Origin of the sequence: Kineosporia sp. NBRC 101677 (assembly GCF_030269265.1) — a bacterium.
Lineage (GTDB): Bacteria > Actinomycetota > Actinomycetes > Actinomycetales > Kineosporiaceae > Kineosporia > Kineosporia rhizophila.
This window is the reverse complement of the sequence record NZ_BSTA01000004.1, coordinates 37,074-55,609: the sequence shown is the minus strand read 5'-3', so window position 1 is coordinate 55,609 and position 18,536 is coordinate 37,074. Positions and strand designations below refer to the sequence as shown.

The 18,536-nt window shown below is 71.2% G+C and carries 21 protein-coding genes and 1 riboswitch; of the genes, 5 read left to right on the top strand and 16 right to left on the bottom strand.

Annotated elements, in window-relative coordinates; translation table 11 throughout:
- Positions 1 to 28: 28 nt before the first annotated feature.
- From QSK18_RS12850 to QSK18_RS12825, 6 genes are all read right to left on the bottom strand, one after another.
- Positions 29 to 301 carry a hypothetical protein gene (locus QSK18_RS12850; RefSeq protein WP_232808942.1) on the bottom strand — a complete coding sequence of 91 codons (273 nt, stop codon included), beginning with the start codon at positions 299 to 301 and terminating at the stop codon, positions 29 to 31.
- Between the two features lie 116 nt (positions 302 to 417).
- Entirely contained in the window at positions 418 to 897 is a 480-nt protein-coding gene (locus QSK18_RS12845) for a hypothetical protein (RefSeq protein ID WP_232808943.1), read from the bottom strand.
- The gene (locus tag QSK18_RS12840) at positions 894 to 1,502 is read right to left on the bottom strand and encodes a SigE family RNA polymerase sigma factor (RefSeq protein ID WP_232808944.1); all 609 of its coding nucleotides are present in this window, start codon (positions 1,500 to 1,502) and stop codon (positions 894 to 896) included. Before QSK18_RS12840 ends, QSK18_RS12845 begins: the two co-directional genes overlap by 4 nt.
- 51 nt (positions 1,503 to 1,553) lie before the next feature.
- Positions 1,554 to 2,045, bottom strand: coding sequence for an FBP domain-containing protein (locus QSK18_RS12835; protein ID WP_232808945.1), 492 nt, complete (start codon positions 2,043 to 2,045; stop codon positions 1,554 to 1,556).
- Between the two features lie 245 nt (positions 2,046 to 2,290).
- Positions 2,291 to 3,040 carry a hypothetical protein gene (locus tag QSK18_RS12830; protein ID WP_285619090.1) on the bottom strand — a complete coding sequence of 250 codons (750 nt, stop codon included), beginning with the start codon at positions 3,038 to 3,040 and terminating at the stop codon, positions 2,291 to 2,293.
- Between the two features lie 42 nt (positions 3,041 to 3,082).
- Positions 3,083 to 3,844: a metallophosphoesterase gene (locus tag QSK18_RS12825; RefSeq protein WP_232808947.1), complete on the bottom strand. Its 762-nt coding sequence runs from the start codon at positions 3,842 to 3,844 to the stop codon at positions 3,083 to 3,085.
- A 156-nt stretch (positions 3,845 to 4,000) separates the two neighbouring features.
- Positions 4,001 to 4,092: riboswitch (glycine riboswitch) on the top strand.
- 161 nt (positions 4,093 to 4,253) lie between these two features.
- On the opposite strand from QSK18_RS12825, the gene gcvT reads away from it, so the two are divergent.
- Together gcvT and gcvH are read left to right on the top strand one after the other, a co-directional pair.
- Positions 4,254 to 5,372, top strand: a complete 1,119-nt coding sequence (gcvT, locus tag QSK18_RS12820) for a glycine cleavage system aminomethyltransferase GcvT (RefSeq protein WP_232808948.1) — start codon at positions 4,254 to 4,256, stop codon at positions 5,370 to 5,372.
- Between the two features lie 11 nt (positions 5,373 to 5,383).
- Positions 5,384 to 5,779 (top strand): glycine cleavage system protein GcvH, encoded by a 396-nt coding sequence (gene gcvH / locus QSK18_RS12815; RefSeq protein WP_232808949.1) that lies wholly within the window; start codon positions 5,384 to 5,386, stop codon positions 5,777 to 5,779.
- Here gcvH and QSK18_RS12810 read toward each other — a convergent pair.
- Positions 5,776 to 7,056 carry an FAD-dependent oxidoreductase gene (locus QSK18_RS12810; protein ID WP_285619086.1) on the bottom strand — a complete coding sequence of 427 codons (1,281 nt, stop codon included), beginning with the start codon at positions 7,054 to 7,056 and terminating at the stop codon, positions 5,776 to 5,778. The two genes, gcvH and QSK18_RS12810, sit on opposite strands and share 4 nt — an antisense overlap.
- A gap of 73 nt (positions 7,057 to 7,129) precedes the next feature.
- On the opposite strand from QSK18_RS12810, the gene QSK18_RS12805 reads away from it, so the two are divergent.
- Positions 7,130 to 8,080, top strand: a complete 951-nt coding sequence (locus QSK18_RS12805) for a helix-turn-helix transcriptional regulator (protein WP_285619084.1) — start codon at positions 7,130 to 7,132, stop codon at positions 8,078 to 8,080.
- A gap of 162 nt (positions 8,081 to 8,242) precedes the next feature.
- Here the strand turns inward: QSK18_RS12805 and QSK18_RS12800 are convergent, their stop codons facing one another.
- Positions 8,243 to 9,052 carry a LysR family transcriptional regulator gene (locus tag QSK18_RS12800; protein ID WP_232808952.1) on the bottom strand — a complete coding sequence of 270 codons (810 nt, stop codon included), beginning with the start codon at positions 9,050 to 9,052 and terminating at the stop codon, positions 8,243 to 8,245.
- A 94-nt stretch (positions 9,053 to 9,146) separates the two neighbouring features.
- Here QSK18_RS12800 and QSK18_RS12795 point away from each other — a divergent pair, with 94 nt between their 5' ends.
- A complete protein-coding gene (locus tag QSK18_RS12795; protein ID WP_285619081.1) occupies positions 9,147 to 10,010 on the top strand; it encodes an NAD(P)H-binding protein in 864 nt (287 codons plus the stop codon).
- Here the strand turns inward: QSK18_RS12795 and QSK18_RS12790 are convergent.
- The 5 genes from QSK18_RS12790 to QSK18_RS12770 all read right to left on the bottom strand — a co-directional run bounded on the left by QSK18_RS12790 (position 10,007) and on the right by QSK18_RS12770 (position 13,522).
- The gene (locus QSK18_RS12790) at positions 10,007 to 10,765 is read right to left on the bottom strand and encodes a hypothetical protein (RefSeq protein WP_232808954.1); all 759 of its coding nucleotides are present in this window, start codon (positions 10,763 to 10,765) and stop codon (positions 10,007 to 10,009) included. The two genes, QSK18_RS12795 and QSK18_RS12790, sit on opposite strands and share 4 nt — an antisense overlap.
- Positions 10,766 to 10,772: 7 nt before the next feature.
- Positions 10,773 to 11,471, bottom strand: a complete 699-nt coding sequence (locus tag QSK18_RS12785; protein ID WP_232808955.1) for a hypothetical protein — start codon at positions 11,469 to 11,471, stop codon at positions 10,773 to 10,775.
- Positions 11,468 to 12,394, bottom strand: coding sequence for an ABC transporter ATP-binding protein (locus QSK18_RS12780; RefSeq protein WP_232808956.1), 927 nt, complete (start codon positions 12,392 to 12,394; stop codon positions 11,468 to 11,470). The genes QSK18_RS12785 and QSK18_RS12780 overlap by 4 nt, the downstream gene beginning before the upstream one ends.
- Positions 12,391 to 12,792, bottom strand: a complete 402-nt coding sequence (locus tag QSK18_RS12775; protein WP_232808957.1) for a GntR family transcriptional regulator — start codon at positions 12,790 to 12,792, stop codon at positions 12,391 to 12,393. The genes QSK18_RS12780 and QSK18_RS12775 overlap by 4 nt, the downstream gene beginning before the upstream one ends.
- Positions 12,793 to 13,006: 214 nt before the next feature.
- On the bottom strand, positions 13,007 to 13,522 hold the full coding sequence (locus tag QSK18_RS12770) for a MarR family winged helix-turn-helix transcriptional regulator (protein ID WP_232808958.1): 516 nt from the start codon (positions 13,520 to 13,522) through the stop codon (positions 13,007 to 13,009).
- A gap of 123 nt (positions 13,523 to 13,645) precedes the next feature.
- On the opposite strand from QSK18_RS12770, the gene QSK18_RS12765 reads away from it, so the two are divergent.
- Positions 13,646 to 14,986, top strand: coding sequence for an MFS transporter (locus QSK18_RS12765; protein ID WP_285619076.1), 1,341 nt, complete (start codon positions 13,646 to 13,648; stop codon positions 14,984 to 14,986).
- Here QSK18_RS12765 and cobJ read toward each other — a convergent pair.
- Genes cobJ through QSK18_RS12750 form a run of 3 tightly spaced genes read right to left on the bottom strand, consistent with a single transcriptional unit; the run spans position 14,974 to position 18,490 of the window.
- The gene (gene cobJ, locus QSK18_RS12760) at positions 14,974 to 16,482 is read right to left on the bottom strand and encodes a precorrin-3B C(17)-methyltransferase (RefSeq protein ID WP_285619074.1); all 1,509 of its coding nucleotides are present in this window, start codon (positions 16,480 to 16,482) and stop codon (positions 14,974 to 14,976) included. The genes QSK18_RS12765 and cobJ overlap by 13 nt on opposite strands.
- Positions 16,479 to 17,132, bottom strand: coding sequence for a precorrin-8X methylmutase (locus QSK18_RS12755; protein ID WP_232808961.1), 654 nt, complete (start codon positions 17,130 to 17,132; stop codon positions 16,479 to 16,481). The genes cobJ and QSK18_RS12755 overlap by 4 nt, the downstream gene beginning before the upstream one ends.
- On the bottom strand, positions 17,129 to 18,490 hold the full coding sequence (locus QSK18_RS12750; protein WP_285620037.1) for a ferredoxin-like domain-containing protein: 1,362 nt from the start codon (positions 18,488 to 18,490) through the stop codon (positions 17,129 to 17,131). Before QSK18_RS12750 ends, QSK18_RS12755 begins: the two co-directional genes overlap by 4 nt.
- Between the last annotated feature and the right edge of the window lie 46 nt (positions 18,491 to 18,536).

Sequence of the window (18,536 nt, the reverse complement as noted above, 5' to 3'; positions counted from 1 at the left end):
CGACCACCAGAAGTACGGCGCACCAGGCTCAGCCGGTGAAGCTCGGGTCGCCCTGGACCGGCCGGGCCGGGCGAGCCGCCGGAACCTTGCCCTCGTCCCGCGGCATCGCGGTGGGAGTCGCCTCCGAGGGCCGCTTGCTGGGCCGGGCCGTGGTCTCGACCGGGGCGGGCCGCGTCCTCTCCTCCGCCGTGGGCGAGGGTTCCGGCGTGAGGTCGTTCCCGGCGGCCAGGGCCGTGCCCGACGCCCCGAACAGCAAACCCGCCGAAACCAGTACCGCAGCCACCAGCTTGGTCTTGCGCATCTTCGTCCTCCTCGTCCGGTGATCCGGCAGGGGTGCCGGTCTCACTGAACGAACGACTCACCGGTGGGGACAAAGGTTGTGCGACTGAAAGCTTTTTCGGGGAAGTAGTTTTCCGGTCACTCCGAGTCGTCGGTGGGGCTGTCGGTGCGGCGGGTCGGCTCGGCCTCGGTGGCCCGCGGCACGGACTCGCGCGACGGCGCCCGGGTGGTGGTCTCGCGCACCTTCGCCGGGCTGGACCTCGGCACGGCCGCCGTGCGCTCGGGTTCGGCGGAGGGCCTCGGCTCGATCTTGCCGGACTCGACCGGGCGGGTGCTGGCCGTGGGGCTGGGGTCCGGGGTGGTCGCCACGACCGGCGGCGGACCGGCCGGCACCACCTCGACCCGTTGCCCGGGCCGGTCCAGCAGCAGCGGAATGCTCAGCACCAGGGCCGCGATCGCCATGGCGGCGGCCACCGGCACCATCACCGAGGCCCGGAACCACCGCGACTTACGCCGCCCGCGCATCCCTTGCCGCAGCCGTTCCCGGGAGCCGGCCCGCACCTGGATGTCGCCGAGCTCCTCGTCCAGCTGCTGGCGCAGACGCTCTTCGTCGGTCATCGCGGTTCCTCCTTCCCTGATGATTTCTGTTGCAGCAGCTCTGGTCGCTGTTCCTCTTGGAGCACCTTGCGCAGCTTCGCCAGCCCGCGTGAGGCGTACCCCTTCACCGAACCGGACCGCAGCCCGAGAGCGTCCGCAGTTTCCTTCTCGGACAGATCCAGGTAGTGCCGCAACAGCACCACCTCCCGTTCCCGCCGAGGCAGCGCCGCGATGGCCGCGGTGAGCGGCCCGGGCAACTGCGCCTTCAGGGCCGCGTCCTCCGCGCTCATCTGGTCGTGCTGGCGCAGCCCGGCCAGCCGCTGCACCACCGAGCGCCGGCGCAGCCGGGACCGGGCTGTGTTGATCACGCTGCGGTGCAGGTAGCCGACCGCCTCGTCCTTGTTCCGGATCCGCTCCCAGCTGCCGTGCACGGCCAGGAACGCGTCCTGGACCACGTCCTCGGCCAGCACCGGATCACCGACCAGCACGGTCGCCACCCGGAGCATGCGTAGCTGGTAGCGGTCGAACAGGATCTCGACCGCCGCCTCGGCGTCGAGACCGGACAGGGTGGGCGCCGCCGGCACCTCGTCACCGAACCCGGGCGAGGTGCCGGCAGAGGAGGACATGACCATCACCCCGGTACGACGCGTGACCCGACAGAAAGGTTGTGCCCGCTCTCAGCCCTGCCTGAGCACAGCACTGAGGAAGGCGTACACGTTCAGCTGCAGGGTCTCAGAACGGCGCTGTCGGGCGGCCGCATGGTCGAAGCCCTCGTACGGCGTGGGCGGCAGGATCCGGACGTTGGCCGAGCACTCGAACCCGGAGCAGACCAGGGTGCCCAGGGTGTTGCCGTTGCGCCCGGCCGGACCGGCCCGCCGGGCGCTGAAGAACACCACGTCGTTGTTGTCCTGCACGCTCTCGCACCAGTTGCACAGCGGCCGGCTGCGGGTCTGGGCGTCGGCCTGGCGCATGACCACGCCGACCAGCTGATCGTCGATCTGGGCGAGGACGTAGCCCAGGTTCAGGTACTTACGGTCGCGCCAGCCCAGGTAGTCCAGGTTCTCCCAGTCCAGCTCGCCGAGGTTCTCCGGCAGCACGAGTTCCTTGCGCTCGCGCAGGGAGGAGTTCACGAAGGACGTGCGGATCTGCTTCTCGGTGATGGGACGCAAGGTTCTGCCTCATGTCTGATCGCCCCGCGGCCGGACCGGCCGCAGGGAATGACGATTCTCAGTGGTGGGAAATGACCTCGAGGAGGCCACGGACGGCGTGCGGAAGACGCACGCGGATCACCGGATGAGGGCAGAGCTACCTCGTGCCGGCGCGGAGAGCGCCGAGGACCTCCAGACGCCCGGCGGGCGGAGGGCACGAGTGAGTCACGAACGCAACTATACGCCGCTATCTGCCGCTGTACGCCTCAGATCAGGTTGCTGTGGTCGTCGCGGTGCGGGTCGGTGCCCCCGGGCAGGTCGAACTCTCGGATCGGCAACTGGGTGGCGTCGAGCACGAACAGCAGAGACTTGTTCATCCGCCGGATCGAGTTGAGGGCGTTGTCGTCGTCGACCGCGACCAGGACGAACGGGCCGCGAGAACGTTGCAGCACAGCGGCGTTACGCCGGGCGTCGCGGGCCAGCGTGCGCACGGCGTTGATCAGGTAGTCGTGGGCGTCGGAGGTGACCCCGGCCTCGGGCCGGACCTCCCTCAGTTGCTTCCCCAGCGCGGTCAGCTCGTCGGCCACCTGGTCCAGCTCACCGGCCGGGCCGCTGAAGTCGGGCACCGCGGTGCGGCGCTGACCGGACAGGTAACGCCGGTTGTAGGCCTGGGCCCTGGTCTCGGCCTGTTTCATCGCCGGCAGGTAGCGGCGTTCGGCGTCGAAGAACACCGCCCGTGAGCTCATCAGGTCGTCCAGCGCGGGCCGGACCTGCTCCTGCACCGTGACCAGGGCCTCGGCGTCCTTGTCGGCCTCGCTCGGGGCGCCGACCACGCCGACCAGCCGCAGCGTGGCCAGCACCAGGGCCAGCGCGACGACGGCGACGCCGATCCCGAGCAGCAACCGGCGCCGGCGCACCGGGTCGCGCAGCGGCGCCTCCTCGGCGATGTCGTGCAGCAGGACCTGGGCGGGGGCAGGCGGGGTCTGCGGGGGCGCCTTGTCCGTGGTCGTGCTCACCAGGAGTTCTTCGGAACGATGGACGGGGGTGGTGAAGGGTGGTTACGGCGTTCGGCCCAACCGGACCTGGACCGGGCGGAAGTGAGTGACCAGCCGGCCGTCCTGGTCCAGCAGGTGGATCGCGTAACCGGGCGGGGCCTGGGGTTCCAGGACTTCGGGGCCCAGCACCGGCAGCTGGGTGGTCGACACGCAGCCCGGCCCGACCACCAGCGGCCGGCCCGCGAACGTGGTGGTCGCGGCGGTGTGGGCGTGGCCGCAGACCAGGGCGACCACGTCCGGACGCCCGTCCAGCAGATCGGCCAGTTCCTGCTCGCCGGTCTGCCGGATCGCGTCGACGGAAGGGATGTGCAGCACGGCCGGCGGGTGGTGGAAGGCCAGCACCGCCGGACGGGCCGGATCCCGCTCCGCCAGAACCTCTTTCAGCCAGGTCAGGGTGACCGGGCTGAGCCGGCCCCCGCTCTCGCCGGGGATCGTGCTGTCGCACAGCAGGAAGTCGGAGTCGCCGACCGGCACCACCTGGTTGATCTCATCGGCGGAGGCGTCGCGGTCGAGCAGGGCCGGCCCGAACTGCTCGCGCACGTCGTGATTGCCGGGCAGCACGAGCACCGGCCCCTGGAGTTCGGCGAGCAGCTCCCGCACCAGGCGGTACTCGGCGGCAGTGCCGTGGTCGGCGATGTCACCAGTGACCAGCACGGCGTCCAGCCCGGACATCGCCTTCAGCCGGCCGATCAGGCGCCGGGCCCGCTCGGTGGCCCGCTCCCCCAGATCGATGTGCAGATCGCTGACGTGCGCGAACGTGATCATGTTCTCCCCCTCCGGTTGTGCCTCAGCGGCATGCTGCTGGGCCGGCGAGCCGGGGCAAAGGGCCGATTCCACCCGAGTGGACACACCGCTTCGTGTTGATGGGGGTGTGCGGGCCAGGCTACGGTTGCCTGCCGCACGCAGAACTGAATACGCCGTCGACGCGCGACGGGAGAGCCTTCCGTACCGGAAGCGCCGTAGGAGCAATCCCTCCCCAGGAATCTCTCAGGCCCAGATACCGTCGCGACGAGGCAACTCTGGAGAAATCCGGCCGGATGCCGGTTTACCGAAGGTGAAGTGCCCCACCCGTCCGCGGGCGGCGGCCAAGCTCTCAGGTCCCAGGACAGAGCGGGGAGGAATCGGCCCACCGGCGCCGCCGTGCGCGCGGTCGCAGGATTCCGGAAGGCAGCTCATGTCCGACAGGCCCGTGCCCCGTTCCACGCCCCTGCACGAGGTGCACGCCGCGGCCGGCGCCCGGCTGACCGACTTCGCGGGCTGGCTCATGCCGCTGAAGTACAGCAGCGAACTGGCCGAGCACGAGGCGGTGCGGACCACCGCCGGCCTGTTCGACCTGAGCCACATGGGCGAGATCCGGCTGCAGGGCCCGGAGGCCGGCGCGGCCCTGGACCACGCCCTGGTGGGCAAGCTGTCGGCGATCGCCCCCGGCCGGGCCAAGTACTCGCTGCTGTGCGACGAGAACGGCGGCATCCTCGACGACCTGGTCACCTACCGGCTCGCCGACGACGAGTTCCTGGTGATCGCCAACGCCTCCAACACCGCCACCGTCCTCGAGGCCCTGACCACCCGCGTCGGTGGCTTCGACACCCGGATCACCGACGAGACCGAGCAGACCGCCCTGATCGCCGTGCAGGGCCCGGCCTCGCAGGCGATCGTCCAGGCGCTGGTGGCGACCGACGCCGAGCGCGAGGCCGTCGCCGCCCTGCGCTACTACGCCTGCATGCCCGCCCAGCTGGCCGGTCTCTCGGTGCTGCTGGCCCGCACCGGCTACACCGGCGAGGACGGGTTCGAGGTCTACGTCGCCGCCGACCAGGCCGTGACGCTGTGGCAGGCGCTGCAGCCGGGCCTGGAGGCGGCCGGTGGGCGCCTGGCCGGCCTGGCCTGCCGCGACACCCTGCGGCTGGAGGCCGGGATGCCGCTGTACGGCAACGAGCTGAGCCTGCAGACCACCCCGTACGCGGCCGGCCTGGGCCGGGTGGCCCAGCTGGGCAAGCCGTTCGTGGGCCAGGAGGCCCTGGCCCGGCTCGCCGAGGAACCGCCCGCCCGGGTCCTGACCGGCCTGGCCGGCAGCGGCCGCCGCGCCGCCCGCGCCGGCAACACCGTGCTCGACGCCGAGGGCCGGCCGGTGGGTGTGATCACCTCCGGCGCCCTCTCCCCCACCCTGGGCCGCCCGATCGCGCTGGCCTACGTGGACCGCGAGGAGGCCCTGGCGGGCCGGGGGCTGCAGGTCGACGTGCGCGGCACGCACCTGGCCTTCGAGGTCGTCCCGTACCCGTTCTACAAGCGCTCCTGAGGAGTCCCACGATGAGCAACCCCGCCGACCGTCTCTACACCGCCGAGCACGAGTGGATCCTGCTGGCGCCCGGCACCACGGACGACAGCCTGCCCACCGGGCCGGTGCAGGTGGGCCTGACCACCTTTGCCCTGGACGCCCTGGGCGACGTGGTGTTCGTGGACCTGCCCGAGGTGGGCACCACCGTCACCGCGGGCGACGCCTGCGGCGAGGTGGAGTCCACCAAGTCCGTGTCCGACCTGTACTCCCCGGCCACCGGAGTGGTGGCCGAGGTCAACCAGGCGATCGTGGACGACCCGGCGCTGATCGCCGCCGACCCCTACGGGAACGGCTGGCTGTTCACCGTCACCCCGGAGACCACGGCCAAGCTGCTGACCTCCGAGGAGTACCAGGCCCTGCTCGACTAGCCCGACCAGCTCGACCAGCTCGACCGCTTGAGCCCGTGCAGCCCGGCCAGGACCGGCAGGGCCGCACGGGTGAGGGCCGCCCCCGCCGGGGTGTTGGTGGCCAGCACCCAGTTCACGGTCTTCATCGCGGCCCGGATCGCCTCGGCGCCGCGTTCGCGCATCCCGCCCTCGAAGTCGTGCACGGCCACCCGCAGCGCCTTCTGCCCGGCCCGGGCCGCCTGCAGCTCCTCGACCAGCGCGGCCGCGTCCCGGATGGCCACCCCCGCACCCATCCCGGCGGTCGGCGGAGTGGCGTGGACGGCGTCCCCCAATGCAGTGACGTTGCCGGCCGGCCAGGGCGCCTGCTCCTGCGGGTCGGAAGAGGCCGCGTTGAACCGGAAGACGGCGATGCCCTGGGTGTCGGTGTGCTCGAGCACGGCCAGCGGGCGCTCTCCCCAGCCCCGCGAGCGCAACAGGTCACGGGTGGCGTCACGGAGACCGCTCTCGCTCAGCGCACGCATCTGTCCGGTGTGCTCGCTCTCGGGAAACATGGCTCCCCAGATGTAGATCGGCTCCTTGGTCACCGCCATGCTCAGCTCGGGGGCGTCGAGCACGGCCTGGGCGCCCGGGTCCAGGTAGCCCACGTACAGAGCGGTGCCGTGAGCTCCGACCGCCAGGCTGGAACGGGTTCCGAGCCGATCCTGCTCGTCCTGGCTCAGCCGGGCCCGCGGGGTACGGCCGCAGACCCCGACCAGGCCGGTGGGCCTGCTGGTGGGCCCGCCCGCCAGTTGCCGGGCCACCCGGGACTGCACTCCGTCGGCCCCGACCAGGAGGCCCGCCTCCCGTTCGCTGCCGTCGTCGAACCGCGCCACCACGGTGCCGTTCTCGCTGTGCCGGAAGTTCTCGAAGGTACGGCCGAGGACCAGGCGGTCACCGGCGGCCTCGGCCAGCAGCACCCGCAGGGTGATCCGGTCGATGTCGATGCCGGGGACCCCGCTCGCCGTCCTGGCCTGGCCGATCAACCGGCCCTTGTGGTCCCAGAACGGGTCCGGGTCACGCAGTCTGCCGTCGGCCGAGGAGGCCAGCAGGCGTTCGAAGACGTCCGGCGGCAGCAGCCCGGCCAGGGCCTGCTGGGCTCGGGGATCGAGGGTGATGTGGTAGCCGCCGGTCCGGCGCAGGTCGGTGTCCCGGTCCAGCACGGTCACCTCGAACCCGTGCCGGCGAAGGCCCGCGGCCAGCGCGAGACCCCCGATCCCGCCCCCGACGACGATGATGTCTGTGCCTGGTGAGTCGGTCATGCGACGCACCCTGGCAGCCGTAGTGGCCGCGGGATGGCCACTAGGTCCTGTCCTAGGTGGAAGCATCGCCGACATGGCCACCACCTCCGCCCGCGCCCTCCGGCTGTTGTCGGTGCTGGGGCTCGGCACGACGCTCGGCGCCGCAGCGCTCGCCGAGCGTCTGGACACCTCGGTGCGCACGGTGCGCCGCGACATCGAGACCCTGCGGGAACTCGGGTACGAGATCGAGGCGATCCACGGAGCGGGCGGCGGCTACCGGCTCGGGCGGGCCACCCGGCTGCCCCCGGTGGTCTTCGACGAGGACCAGGCGGTGGCCGCTGCGGTGGCCCTGCAGACGGTTCCCACCATTCTGTCCGGAATCCGGGAGAACTCGGCCCGGGCCCTGGCCACATTGCGCCAGGCCATGCCGGCCCGCAGTCGCGTGCAGGCCGAGGCCTTCACCGTCTCGGCCGCGCGGAACTACTGGGAGTTCCCGGCGCCCCCGATCGACGCCGGGATCGTGCGATCGATCGGCAGTGCGATCAGCCGGCGGCACCGGCTGCGGGTGGAGCACGAGGGCACCGACCTCACCCTGGAACCGCACGAACTCGTGGTCTGGGCGGCCCGCTGGTACCTGGTGGCGTTCGACCCGCAGGCGCAGCGCTGGCGGGTGATGCGGGCGGACGGCCTGGTGCCGGGGCCACCCACGCACACCCCGTTCGAGCGGCGCCCGGTGCCCCTGAACGACGCCGTCACCTTCGTCATGACCACGCCCGACCGGGGCGACACCCCGGCCCGGTGGCAGTGCCGGGGATCGGCGGTGCTGGCCCTGCCCGCCCCGGTGGTGGCCCGTTACGCTCCCGGCGGCTCCACGGTCGAGCAGTTGACCGAGGCCAGTTGCCGGCTGACGCTGGGCGCCTGGTCGTGGGCCGGGATCGCGGGACTGATGCTCACCTTCGACGCCGACCTGAGCGACCTGGAGCCGCTGGAACTGCGCGAGGCCTTCGCTTCGCTACGGGCCCGGACCGGCCGCGCGCTGGACTGACACACCCTCGCCGATCTGGCCGCGGCGTCCGCCCCGATGAGGAGGGACGGCGTCGCGGCCAGATCGGCTTGACGGGGTATGCCTGGTTTAGCGCATCCCCGGTAGTAGGAACAGCCGAACGCACGGGTAGGAAACAGCCGGGGCACAATCGTTCTCACCCGTTCAGCCGAGGTCGGCCAGGCGCGCCGCGAGTTCGACGAACTCTTCGACGTGGGCCGGGTGCCGGCCGGGCAGGACGGCGATGCAGAGCCCCACGTGCGGGCCGTCCACCACCTTGCGGTGCACCAGGCCCGGCCGCCGGTAGGTCTCGGCCACGCTCACCGGCACCAGGGCCAGCCCTTCGCCCGCGGCGATCAGCTGCAACTTCTCCTCCAGCGTGCCCACCCGGCGGGCCTGGACGTCGAGCATGACCTCGCCCTCCAGATCCGCCATGCTCAATCTGCGGCGCCGGGCCAGCCGATGGCCGGAGGGCAGACACAGCACCTTCTGCTCGATCCCGACGGGGACCGTGCGCAGATCATCGAGCTTCTCGGCGGTGCGCAGACAGCCGACCTGCACCCGCCCCTCACGCACCGCCGCCCCCTGCTCGTACCACTGCACCTGCTGCAGCTCGACCGTCACCTCCGGGTGGAGCGCCGCCCACTCCCGCACCAGTGGCGCCACCGAAAGCCCGGGCGCGAAGCCCAGAACCATCCGCTGCGGACCCTGGGCGGCCCGACGGACCTTTCGGGTGAGCTGTTCGGCTGCCTGAAGCACGGCCGGAACTTCCGCGTAGAGCTGCCGGCCCGCGTCGGTGAGACGCACGCTGCGGGTGGTGCGCTCGAGCAGGGCGCAGCCCAGTTCGGCCTCCAGAGCCCGGATCTGCCGGCTCAGCACGGGCTGCGCGATGTAGAGCCGCTCGGCGGCCCGCCCGAAGTGCTCGAGCTCGGCCACCGCGGCGAAATACCGCAGCTTGCGCAGATCCAGATCCATGCCCTGAGGGTATCAATCGCGCAGAACAGGTATTGGACGCTGCGCGCCGGCCGGGCCGATGGTTGCCGTAACGCCCCGACACCAGGAGATCGTCTTGATCCTCATCACCACCCCGACCGGACAGATCGGCCGACAGGTGCTCCCCCTCGTTGTCAGTTCGGGGGTTCCGGTCCGCGTGATCGCCCGGCGACCAGACCGATTGGCACCCGAGGTGGCCGCCCGGGTGGAGGTCGTCCCGGGCGCCCACGACGACCCCGACGTCCTCGACCGGGCCCTCACCGGGGTCGAGACCGTGTTCTGGCTCCGGCCGCCGGACCCTTCGCTGGCCCATCTCGACGACTACGTCGGATTCACCCGTCCGGCCGCGGCTCTCTTCGCTACCAAGGGAATTCGCCGCGTGGTCGGCATCTCCGCGCTGGGGCGGGGCACGACCGACTCGGCCGGTCTGGCCTCCGCCTCCTGGGCGACGGACGACCTGATCGCGGCTTCGGGGGTGGACTACCAGGCCCTGACCCTGCCCTCGTTCATGGACAACTGGCTGCGTCAGGTGGCCCAGATTCGCGAGCAGGGTTTCTTCACCGACATTTTCGACCCTGATCACGAGGCGCCGCTGTGCGCGGTGCGGGACATCGCGGCGACCGCGGCCGACCTGCTGCTGGACGGCGCCTGGAGCGGTGTGGCCGAGCATCCGTTGCTGGGCCCGGAAGACCTGTCGCGCCGCCGCTGCGCCGAGATCATGTCCGAGGTGCTGGGACAGCCCGTGCGCTACGAGCGCATCGGGCTGTCGGACCTGAAGCGGCAGCAGCTGGCCGCCGGGGTGAGCGAGGCCGTGGCCCAGGCCCGGTGCGACATGCTGGCCGCCAAGGCCCAGGGGCTGGACAACCACCTGCAGCGGATCCGGGAGACCAGCTCTCCCACGACCTTCCGGCAGTGGTGCCAGGACGAGCTGATGTCTTAGGCCTTGACCCGGCGGCACACCGCGTAGGCCCCGGCCCCGCACACCAGGGCGATGACGAGTGGGTAGCCGGCCAGCAGCGCGGCCATCGGCTGGCCGGTGAACCAGTCGCCGATCGAGGTCCAGGCCTCGGCGTAGGTCGCCCCGACCACGAACAGGCCGATCCCCAGGGCCAGCAGGATCAGGGCCGCGTAGGAGCCGATCGTGCCCCAGCGGGCGTACACGGCCCCGAAGAGCGCCCCGATCCCGCTCACCGCGAGCATCGGGGCGGCGTAGCCGAGGATCTGGGTGACCGGGTCGCCGGTGTCCCAGCCGCCGATCGCGAAGAACTGCAGATCCATCCAGAACCCGCCGGTGGCGTTCTCGACGAGCCGCATCAGGTAGAGCGCCAGCGCCGAGGCCAGGCTCAGGCCGACGGCGAACAGGGCAGTGCCGAGCAGGTACGCCCAGCGGGTGAGGCTGAAGTCGAGGGCGAAGGCGAGCTGGCGGTTCATCGCCGAGACGAACACCAGGCCCACGGTGATGTAGAGGGAGAGCAGACCGCCGGTGAAGGCGGCCTCGTCCGAGCCGATCCCCCGGGCCCGCAGCAGACCGAAGATCAGCAGGTTGACCGCCAGGGCACTGAACATCACCGAGTACGGGATGAGGATGCTCTGCCAGCCGATCAGGTGCAGCCGGGCCGCGTCGGTGATCCGGGTCAGCGGGGTCCGGCCGGCCGTGACGGCCGGACCCACCGCGAACTGCTCGACGGTACTCATCGCGCTCTCAGACCCCCACTCGTCGGGCGACCAGGTAGGCGCCCCCGCCGAACACAGCCACCGCGATCAGCGGGTAACCGGCCATCACGGCCACCGTAGGCTGTCCGGCCCACCAGGTGAAGAACGAACCCCAGGCTCCGGCGTAGATCATGGCGACGGTGAACAGGCCACCGACCAGCGCCACGAGGACACCCGAGGCGTAGACCCCGGTCAACCCCCACCGGTTGTTGATCGCGCCGTACAGCGCCCCCAGCGCCATGAACGCCAGCATCGGCACCGCGTACGAGGGCACCGCGACCAGCGGATTGCTGCTGAACAGCCCGGCCGGCCCGAAGAACTCCAGCTCCAGGCCCCAGCCGCCGGTGGCCTTCTCGATGCCCAGCAGGGCGTAGAGCGCCAGCGCCGAGCCGACCGCCATCAGCAGGGCGAACAGGGCGGTGCCGAGCAGGTAGCCCCGGCGGGTCAGGCCCAGCCCCAGAGCGAAGTCGAAGTTGCGGTTCAGCATCTGCACGGCGGCCACCGCCGCACAGATGTAGATCGACAGCAGGCCCCCGGTGAAGGCGGCCGACTCCGACGGGTTGCCCAGCTGGATCGACCAGAAGAGCAGCAGGTTGATCACCAGGGCACTGGCCAGCACGCTCCAGGGCACGAGCACGTTCTGGTAGCCGAGCAGATGCAGCCGGGCCGCACCGACGACACGGTTCATCGCTTGCCCTCCGTCTTCTCCGGGTTGACCTGAAGCGTGCTCTGCACCACGAGCTGCTGCAGGGAAACGGGTTTCACGTCCAGGCCGAGGGCCCGGGCGTGCTGCGGGTCGTCCGGGTCGCCGAGCACGGTGACCCGGCTCTGGCCGAGCATCTGCTCCTCGTGGATCCGGGTCATGGCGTAGCTGAACTTGTCCACCAGCTCGGTCGGGCCGCTGACGCTGATCGCCCGGCCGCGCAGCAGCTCGGCCTCCTCGTCGATCACCAGCCGGCCCCGGTCGATCACCAGGACGTGCTCGATCAGCTCGCTCACCTCGTCGATCAGGTGCGTGGAAAGCATGATCGTGCGGGGGTTCTCGGCGTAGTCGGCGAGCAGCCGGTCGTAGAACAGCTGCCTCGAGGTGGCGTCCAGGCCGAGGTAGGGCTCGTCGAAGATGGTGATCGGGGCCCGGGCGGCCAGGCCGACCACGATCCCGACGGCCGAGCGCATACCCCGCGAAAGCTTCTTCACGTGGCGCTTCTTCGGCAGATTGAACACCTCGAGCAGCTCGTCGGCGTAGTCCTGGTCCCACCGGGGGTAGAGCAGGCGGGCCGCCGTCAGGACGTCCCGGACCCGGAAACCGTCCGGATAAACCTGATTCTCGGCCGCGAAGCAGATCTGCTGGGTGATCGCGTCGTTCTCGAACGGCTCGGCGCCGCGCACCATCACTTGCCCCGAGGTGGGCAGCGCCTGCCCCGAGATCATCCGCATGATCGTGCTCTTGCCGGCCCCGTTGCGGCCGAGCAGACCGTAGATCGTGTTGGCCCGCAGCGTGAAACTCACGTCGTCGACCGCGGTGAAGTCGCCGAACCGCTTGCTCACCCCGCTCAGTGCGGCCACCTCGACGGCGGCCGGCACGGACGTCCGGTTCTCCAGGGCGTTCATCGCTTCCCCTCCTGAGTGATGACCGCCTCGTCCGATCCGGCGGCTCCCTGACCCCATTTGTCGATCATGTTCTTCAGCTCGTCGGCGTCGAGGCCGAGCTTGCGGGCCTCGACCACCAGCGGAACCACGAACTGCTCGGCGAACGCGTTGCGCCGCCGCTCCTTCAGCTGCCCCCGGGCGCCGTCCGAGACGAACATCCCGATCCCGCGGCGCTTGTGCAGAACTCCGTCGGCTACCAACTGATTCACACCCTTCGCGGCCGTGGCCGGGTTGATCCGGTGGAAGGCGGCCAGTTCGGTGGTCGACGGGGCCTGCGCCCCCTCGGCGAGCGAGCCGTCGATGATCGCGTTCTCCAGCTGCTCGGCGATCTGCAGGAAGATCGGGCGTCCCTCATCCATCGGGGGTTCGCCACCTCGCTGGTTCATTACTCATGTAACTAACCATGCAACCTGGTCGGCCCGGTGTCAACGCACAGTTGGCCGACCCGGGCCGCAGGCAGCACGAAGGCGCAGGTCAGAGGCCTGCAACAAAAGATCAGAATTGATGGACGCCGGTGCTGGGCGACCGTCGGAGGTTCACTACTCGAGTGGGGAACCCAGGGCAGTGACGGGCCTACGGCTCGGCCGGGAACTCCTCGTCGGCCACCAGGGCCACCTTGCGCAGCAGGCGGTTGAGCGAGGCCAGCTCCTTGGGCGAGAGCGCACCGAAGAGCCGGCGCTCGGCCTGGCCACGCAGATCCATCGCCCGACGCCAGACGTCGACCCCGCGCGAGGTGGCCTCGACGGTGACGCTGCGCCGGTCGGTGCGGCTGGGGGTGCGCTTGATGAGGCCGGCCTTCTCCAGCGCGTCGAGCCGGCCGGTCATCCCGGCCGGCGACACGTCGGCGGCCAGGGCCAGCTCCCGGGGCGAGGCGGTGCCCGGGGTGTCGCGGATCATCAGGGCGTGCAGCGTCTCGTACTCGTAGACCTGCAGACCGACCTCGGCCGCAGCCCGGCGGGTGCTCTCCTTGGCGTGCCGCTTGATCCGCGAGATGCGCACGGTGGCCAGCTCGACCGCGTCGTCGAAGTCGATGTCGATCCAGTGGTCCCGCCAGCGGGCCACGTGCCGCTCGGCGAAGTCCTCAGCCATTCCCCGAGGCTACCTTTCCGGTGATCGGCGGGGCGAGAAGTTCGTTGACGAATATTTCGCTGGCGAACTAAATTGCTGGCGGTGGGTGGCCGGGCAGACGGGGGAGACAGGATGGAGAGCAACATGAGCAGGGGCGCATCCGGCGACATGGACGAGACGGCCGGAATTCGTGACGCGGCGGGAGCTGACGGGCCGGCCGCAGATCTTGGGAGCGGTGGGTCAGTGCCCGGGCCTCCCGCTTCTGCGGTCCTCGACGCCCGGGCCTGGGAGTCGCCGGCCTTCCGCTGGTTGCTGGCCGGGCGCACGGTGGTCAGCCTGGGATCGGCCATCGCCCCGGTCGCGCTCGCCCTGGCGGTGCTGCACCTGGGCGGGTCGGCCACCGAGCTCGGACTCGTGGTGGCCGCCTACGCCCTGGTCGAGGTGCTCACCACGCTGCTGGCCGGGGTGATCGGCGACCGGTTCTCGCGCACCCTGCTCATGCGTGGTTCGGCCGCGCTGTCGTGCGTGGCTCAGACCTTCGTGGCGGTGGCTCTGCTGGCCGACTGGGCCACCGTGCCGCTGCTGGCGGTGATGGGCGGGGTGAACGGGGCGCTGGCCGCGCTGGCCGGACCGAGTTCTCGGGCGGTGGTCGCGCAGACCGTGCCCGAAGCCGCCCTGCCCAACGCCATCTCGGCACTGCGGTTGTCCCAGAACACCGCCATGGTGCTGGGTTTCAGCCTGGCCGGGGTGCTGGTCGGGTTCTTCGGGGCGGGCTGGGCGATCGCCGTGGACGCGGCCACGTTCGCCCTGGCCGGGCTCTGCTACACGGCGATGAAGGTGGCTCCCCTGGCCGCGGCCGAGTCCCAGAGCCTACTGGACGACCTGGGCGCCGGCGCACGAGAGGTGTTCCGGCACACCTGGTTGTGGCTGCTGATCTCCCAGGCCCTGATCTACCACCTGGTCTACGGCGGGGTGCAGGGCGTGGTCGGGCCGATCGTGATCACCCGCGACTTCGGCGAGGAGGCCTGGGGTCTGGCCCTGGCTGCACTGATGGTGGGGTTCATGGCCGGCGGGGTGATCAGCCTGCGCTACCGGCCCACCCGGCTGCTGTTCGCGGGCACCACGATGCTCGCCCTCACCGCCTGCTTCCCGCTGGCCATGGCCCTGGACGTGCCGCTGCCGGTGATCCTGCTGGGCGCCTTCGTGCACGGTCTGGGCCTGGAGATCTTCAGCGTGAACTGGGACCTGGCCATCCAGGAGCAGATCCCGCCGGACAAGCTGGCCCGGGTGTTCGCCTTCGACCAGGTCGGCTCGTACGTGATGCGCCCTCTGGGCCTGGCCGTGGTCGGTCCGGTCGTCCAGACCACCGGCGAGCGCACCTGGCTGCTGGTCGCGGCGGGTGTGATGGCGGGATCAACGGCTCTGGCGCTGATCCCGCCATCGGTGCGCAACCTGCGCAGGCGTCAGGCTGATCAGGTCGGGTAGCGGCGGGGCGTCCAGACCACCGGGGACCCGTCGGGGCGGGTGCTGATCCGGGTCTGCGACGAGCCGATGATCAGCAGCGTGCGCATGTCGACGACCTGCGGGTCGAGCTCGCCCAGCGTCACCACGCCGACCTTCTCCTGGTCGGAGCCGACCGCCCGGCCGATCACCACCGGGGTGGCCGGGTCGCGGTGGCGCAGCACCACGTCGCGGGCCCGGGCGACCTGCTCGCGGCGCTCCTTGGAGGCCGGGTTGTAGATCGCGATCACCAGGTCGGCGGCGGCCACGGCGTCGAGCCGCTGCTCCACCACCGCCCACGGCTTGAGCCGGTCGGACAGCGAGATCGTGCAGAAGTCGTGCCCCAGCGGGGCTCCGGCCCGGGCCGCGACCGCCTGGGCGGCACTGACTCCGGGCAGGATGCGCACCGGAACGCCCTTGTAGGCCGGCTCGTCGGCGACCTCCAGCACGGCCGAGGCCATGGCGAAGACGCCCGGGTCGCCCGAGCTGACCACCACCACGCGACGCCCGCGCAGGGCCAGGTCGAGAGCGAAGGCAGCGCGCTCGGACTCGACCTTGTTGTCGGAGGAGTGGCGCTCCTGGCGGGGATTGACCGGCACCCGGTCGAGATAGGTGATGTAGCCGACCAGATCGTCGGCCTCGGCCAGGGCCTGCTGCACCTCGGGAGTGGTCCAGTCGCGGGGGCCGGGGCCCAGACCGACCACGACCACCTCTCCCCCGTGCGAGCCGTCCGCAGTGGCCTCGACCACCGCGGCCTTGCCCTCGTTCAGCGGCCCGGGCATGAGCGCGATCGACATGTACGGCACGGCCTGCGGATCCACGTCGGCCAGGGCCGAGGTGCGCTGGCGCGGGCTGCTGGCCCGCTCCACGTACCAAGCCCGGTCCAGCTTGCCCGCCGTCTCGAAACCGTCACGCACGCCTTCGAAGGTGCGGCCCAGCTTCATCACCACCGCGGCATCGGTGGTGGCGAGGCGCTGGGCCAGCTCGGCGGGAGGCAGGGTTCCGGGCAGCACGGTGAGCACCTCGTCGCGCTCCACCAGAGGACGGCCCAGCGCCGCCGCCGCAGCGCTGAAAGACGTGATGCCGGGCACCACTTCGGTCGGGTACCGGTGGGCCAGCCGCTTGTGCATGTGCATGTAGGAGCCGTAGAAGAACGGGTCGCCCTCGGCCAGCACCACCACGTTCAGGCCGGCCTCCAGGTGGGCGGCCAGACGCTCGGCGGCGGTGGTGTAGAAGGCGTTCATCGCGCCCTGGTAACCGCCCGGGTGGTCGACGGTCTCGGTGGTGACCGGGTAGACCAGCTGTTCCTCGATCTGACCGGAGCGCAGGTAGGGCTCGGCGATCGAGCGGGCGATGCTGCGACCGTGCCGGGCGCTGTGATAGGCGATCACGTCGGCGCTGCCGATCAGCCGGACCGCCTTGACGCTGACCAGTTCCGGGTCGCCCGGGCCGAGCCCGACGCCGTAGAGAGTGCCGCTCATTCCTTCTCGCTCGCAATCGCGTTGACGGCTCCGACGGTCATCGCACTACCGCCGCGCCGGCCGTGCACCACCAGGTACTCCAGCCCCAGCGGGTTCTGGCTGAGGGCCAGCTTGGACTCGGCCGCGCCGATGAAACCGACCGGGATGCCGAGGATCGCGGCCGGGCGGGGAGCGCCGTCGCGGATCAGCTCGAGCAGGCGGAACAGCGCGGTCGGGGCGTTGCCGATGGCCACCACACCGCCCTCCAGCCGGTCCATCCACAGATCGATGGCGGCGGCGCTGCGGGTGGTCTCCAGCTTGGCCGCCAGTTCGGGCACGCCGGGTTCGTTGAGTGTGCAGACGATCTCGTTGTCCCGGGGCAGGCGGGCCCGGGTGATGCCGCTGGCCACCATCTGCGCGTCGCACAGCACCGGGGCGCCGTCGAGCAGGGCCTGCCGCGCGGCCTTGACCGCGTTCGGGCTGTAGGCGAAATCGGTGGCCAGGTCGGTCATCCCGCAGGAGTGGATCATCCGGACCAGGACCCGGGCCGCGTCGGCCGGCATCCCGGCCAGGTCGGCAGCGGTCTCGGACCGGATGGTCGAGAACGACTCCCGGTAGATCTCCACGCCGTTCGCCTCGTACGGACCGGGCCAGGGGGTGGTGTCAGTCATTGCCGGGGCTCGTCTTTCAGTCCAATACTTGAGGACGCCGCTGCGTTGCGGTCGCTTTCGGGAAGTTCACCGTTCACCCGGTAGCCGCCTTCGGCCGCGAGCAGGGCGACGGCCGCGTGAGGGGTGCCGCAGCCCCGGTCGCACCCGGCCCAGTGCACCGCGGGCCCGTCCGGTGCGGAGATCGTGGCGAAGGCCCGGGCGTCGGCCTGGACATCGGTCCGCGACTTGGCGCAGCCCGGCTGCCCGGCGCACGCGGTGATCCGGGCCCAGGGCGATTCGGGTTCGACCACCAGCCCGACCGCGGCCAGGAGTTCCTGGGCGGCCAGGGCGGCGGGAAGTTCGAGATCACGGACGACCACGCGGCGCCAGGGGGTGATGCGCAGGGGGGTGCTGCCGGGAGACCCGGCAACCATGAAGCCGTCCGGCTCAGCGCCGGGGAAGTCTGTGCCGTCGAGTAGGGCATCGGACGAGGGGTACCCGTCCAGGAGTTCCTCTTCGGCCAGACCTTCGTCGGTAGCCATCTCACAGCAGGCGGCGAGGGCGTCCATCTGTTCGCCGTCGAGAATGCCGAGCGGAACCACGGCGCAGACCGCGAACCGGCCGTCGCGCTGCTCGGTCAACCCGGGGGTGACGACAGAGGCTGCGAGTCGCCCAGCGCCTAGGTCGTCGGCTTCGGGATGACCGGCAGTCAGCAGAGCCGTGATCACGGCGGCCGCACCACCGGGCAGTTCGTCGACCCGCCAGGCCTTACTCTCCTGGCGCGCCCGCTCGGCCAGGAAGGCCGTGGCGGCGACCAGCGCAGCCTCCACCACCTGGGCCCGGCCGACCGTTACTCCGGCCGACGCCCCAAGGGGGCACACCTCGAACCGTCCGGGCGCCGCGGCCCGGATCAGCACGTCCGGCTCCTCCCCGGCGATGTCGCCGGTGCCGTCGTCCAGGCCGAACAGGAACCGCCCGGGGAGTTCGACCAGATCCGCCCGTGCGCACAGAGCCGCATCCAACGACGGAACGAGCTCACCGACGTCCTCAATCGACCCGAACCCGCACCCCGCCAAAGGTGAGGCCACGATGTTCCGCACCCGCTCGTGCGTGGGGTGGGGCAACAGGCCGAGCCCGGCCAGGCGAGCTTCGAGACGGCCTACGCTCGCCGGGTCCACTCCCCTGACCTGCAGGTTTCCTCGCGAGGTGAGCCCGAGGCGGCCGTCGGCCAACTCTTCCGCAACCGCCCGTAGGCCGCGCAGGGCATCGACCGTCAACGCTCCCCCGGGGGCGCGCAGGCGTGCGAGCGCTCCGTCTGCGGCCTGATGCGGACGCAGGACTCCCGGACAGGAATCTGCCGCCACTCGCTGCACCGGCATCGGCGCCACCCGTCCAACCACGCCTTCGATCCTACGTGGCCGCGCC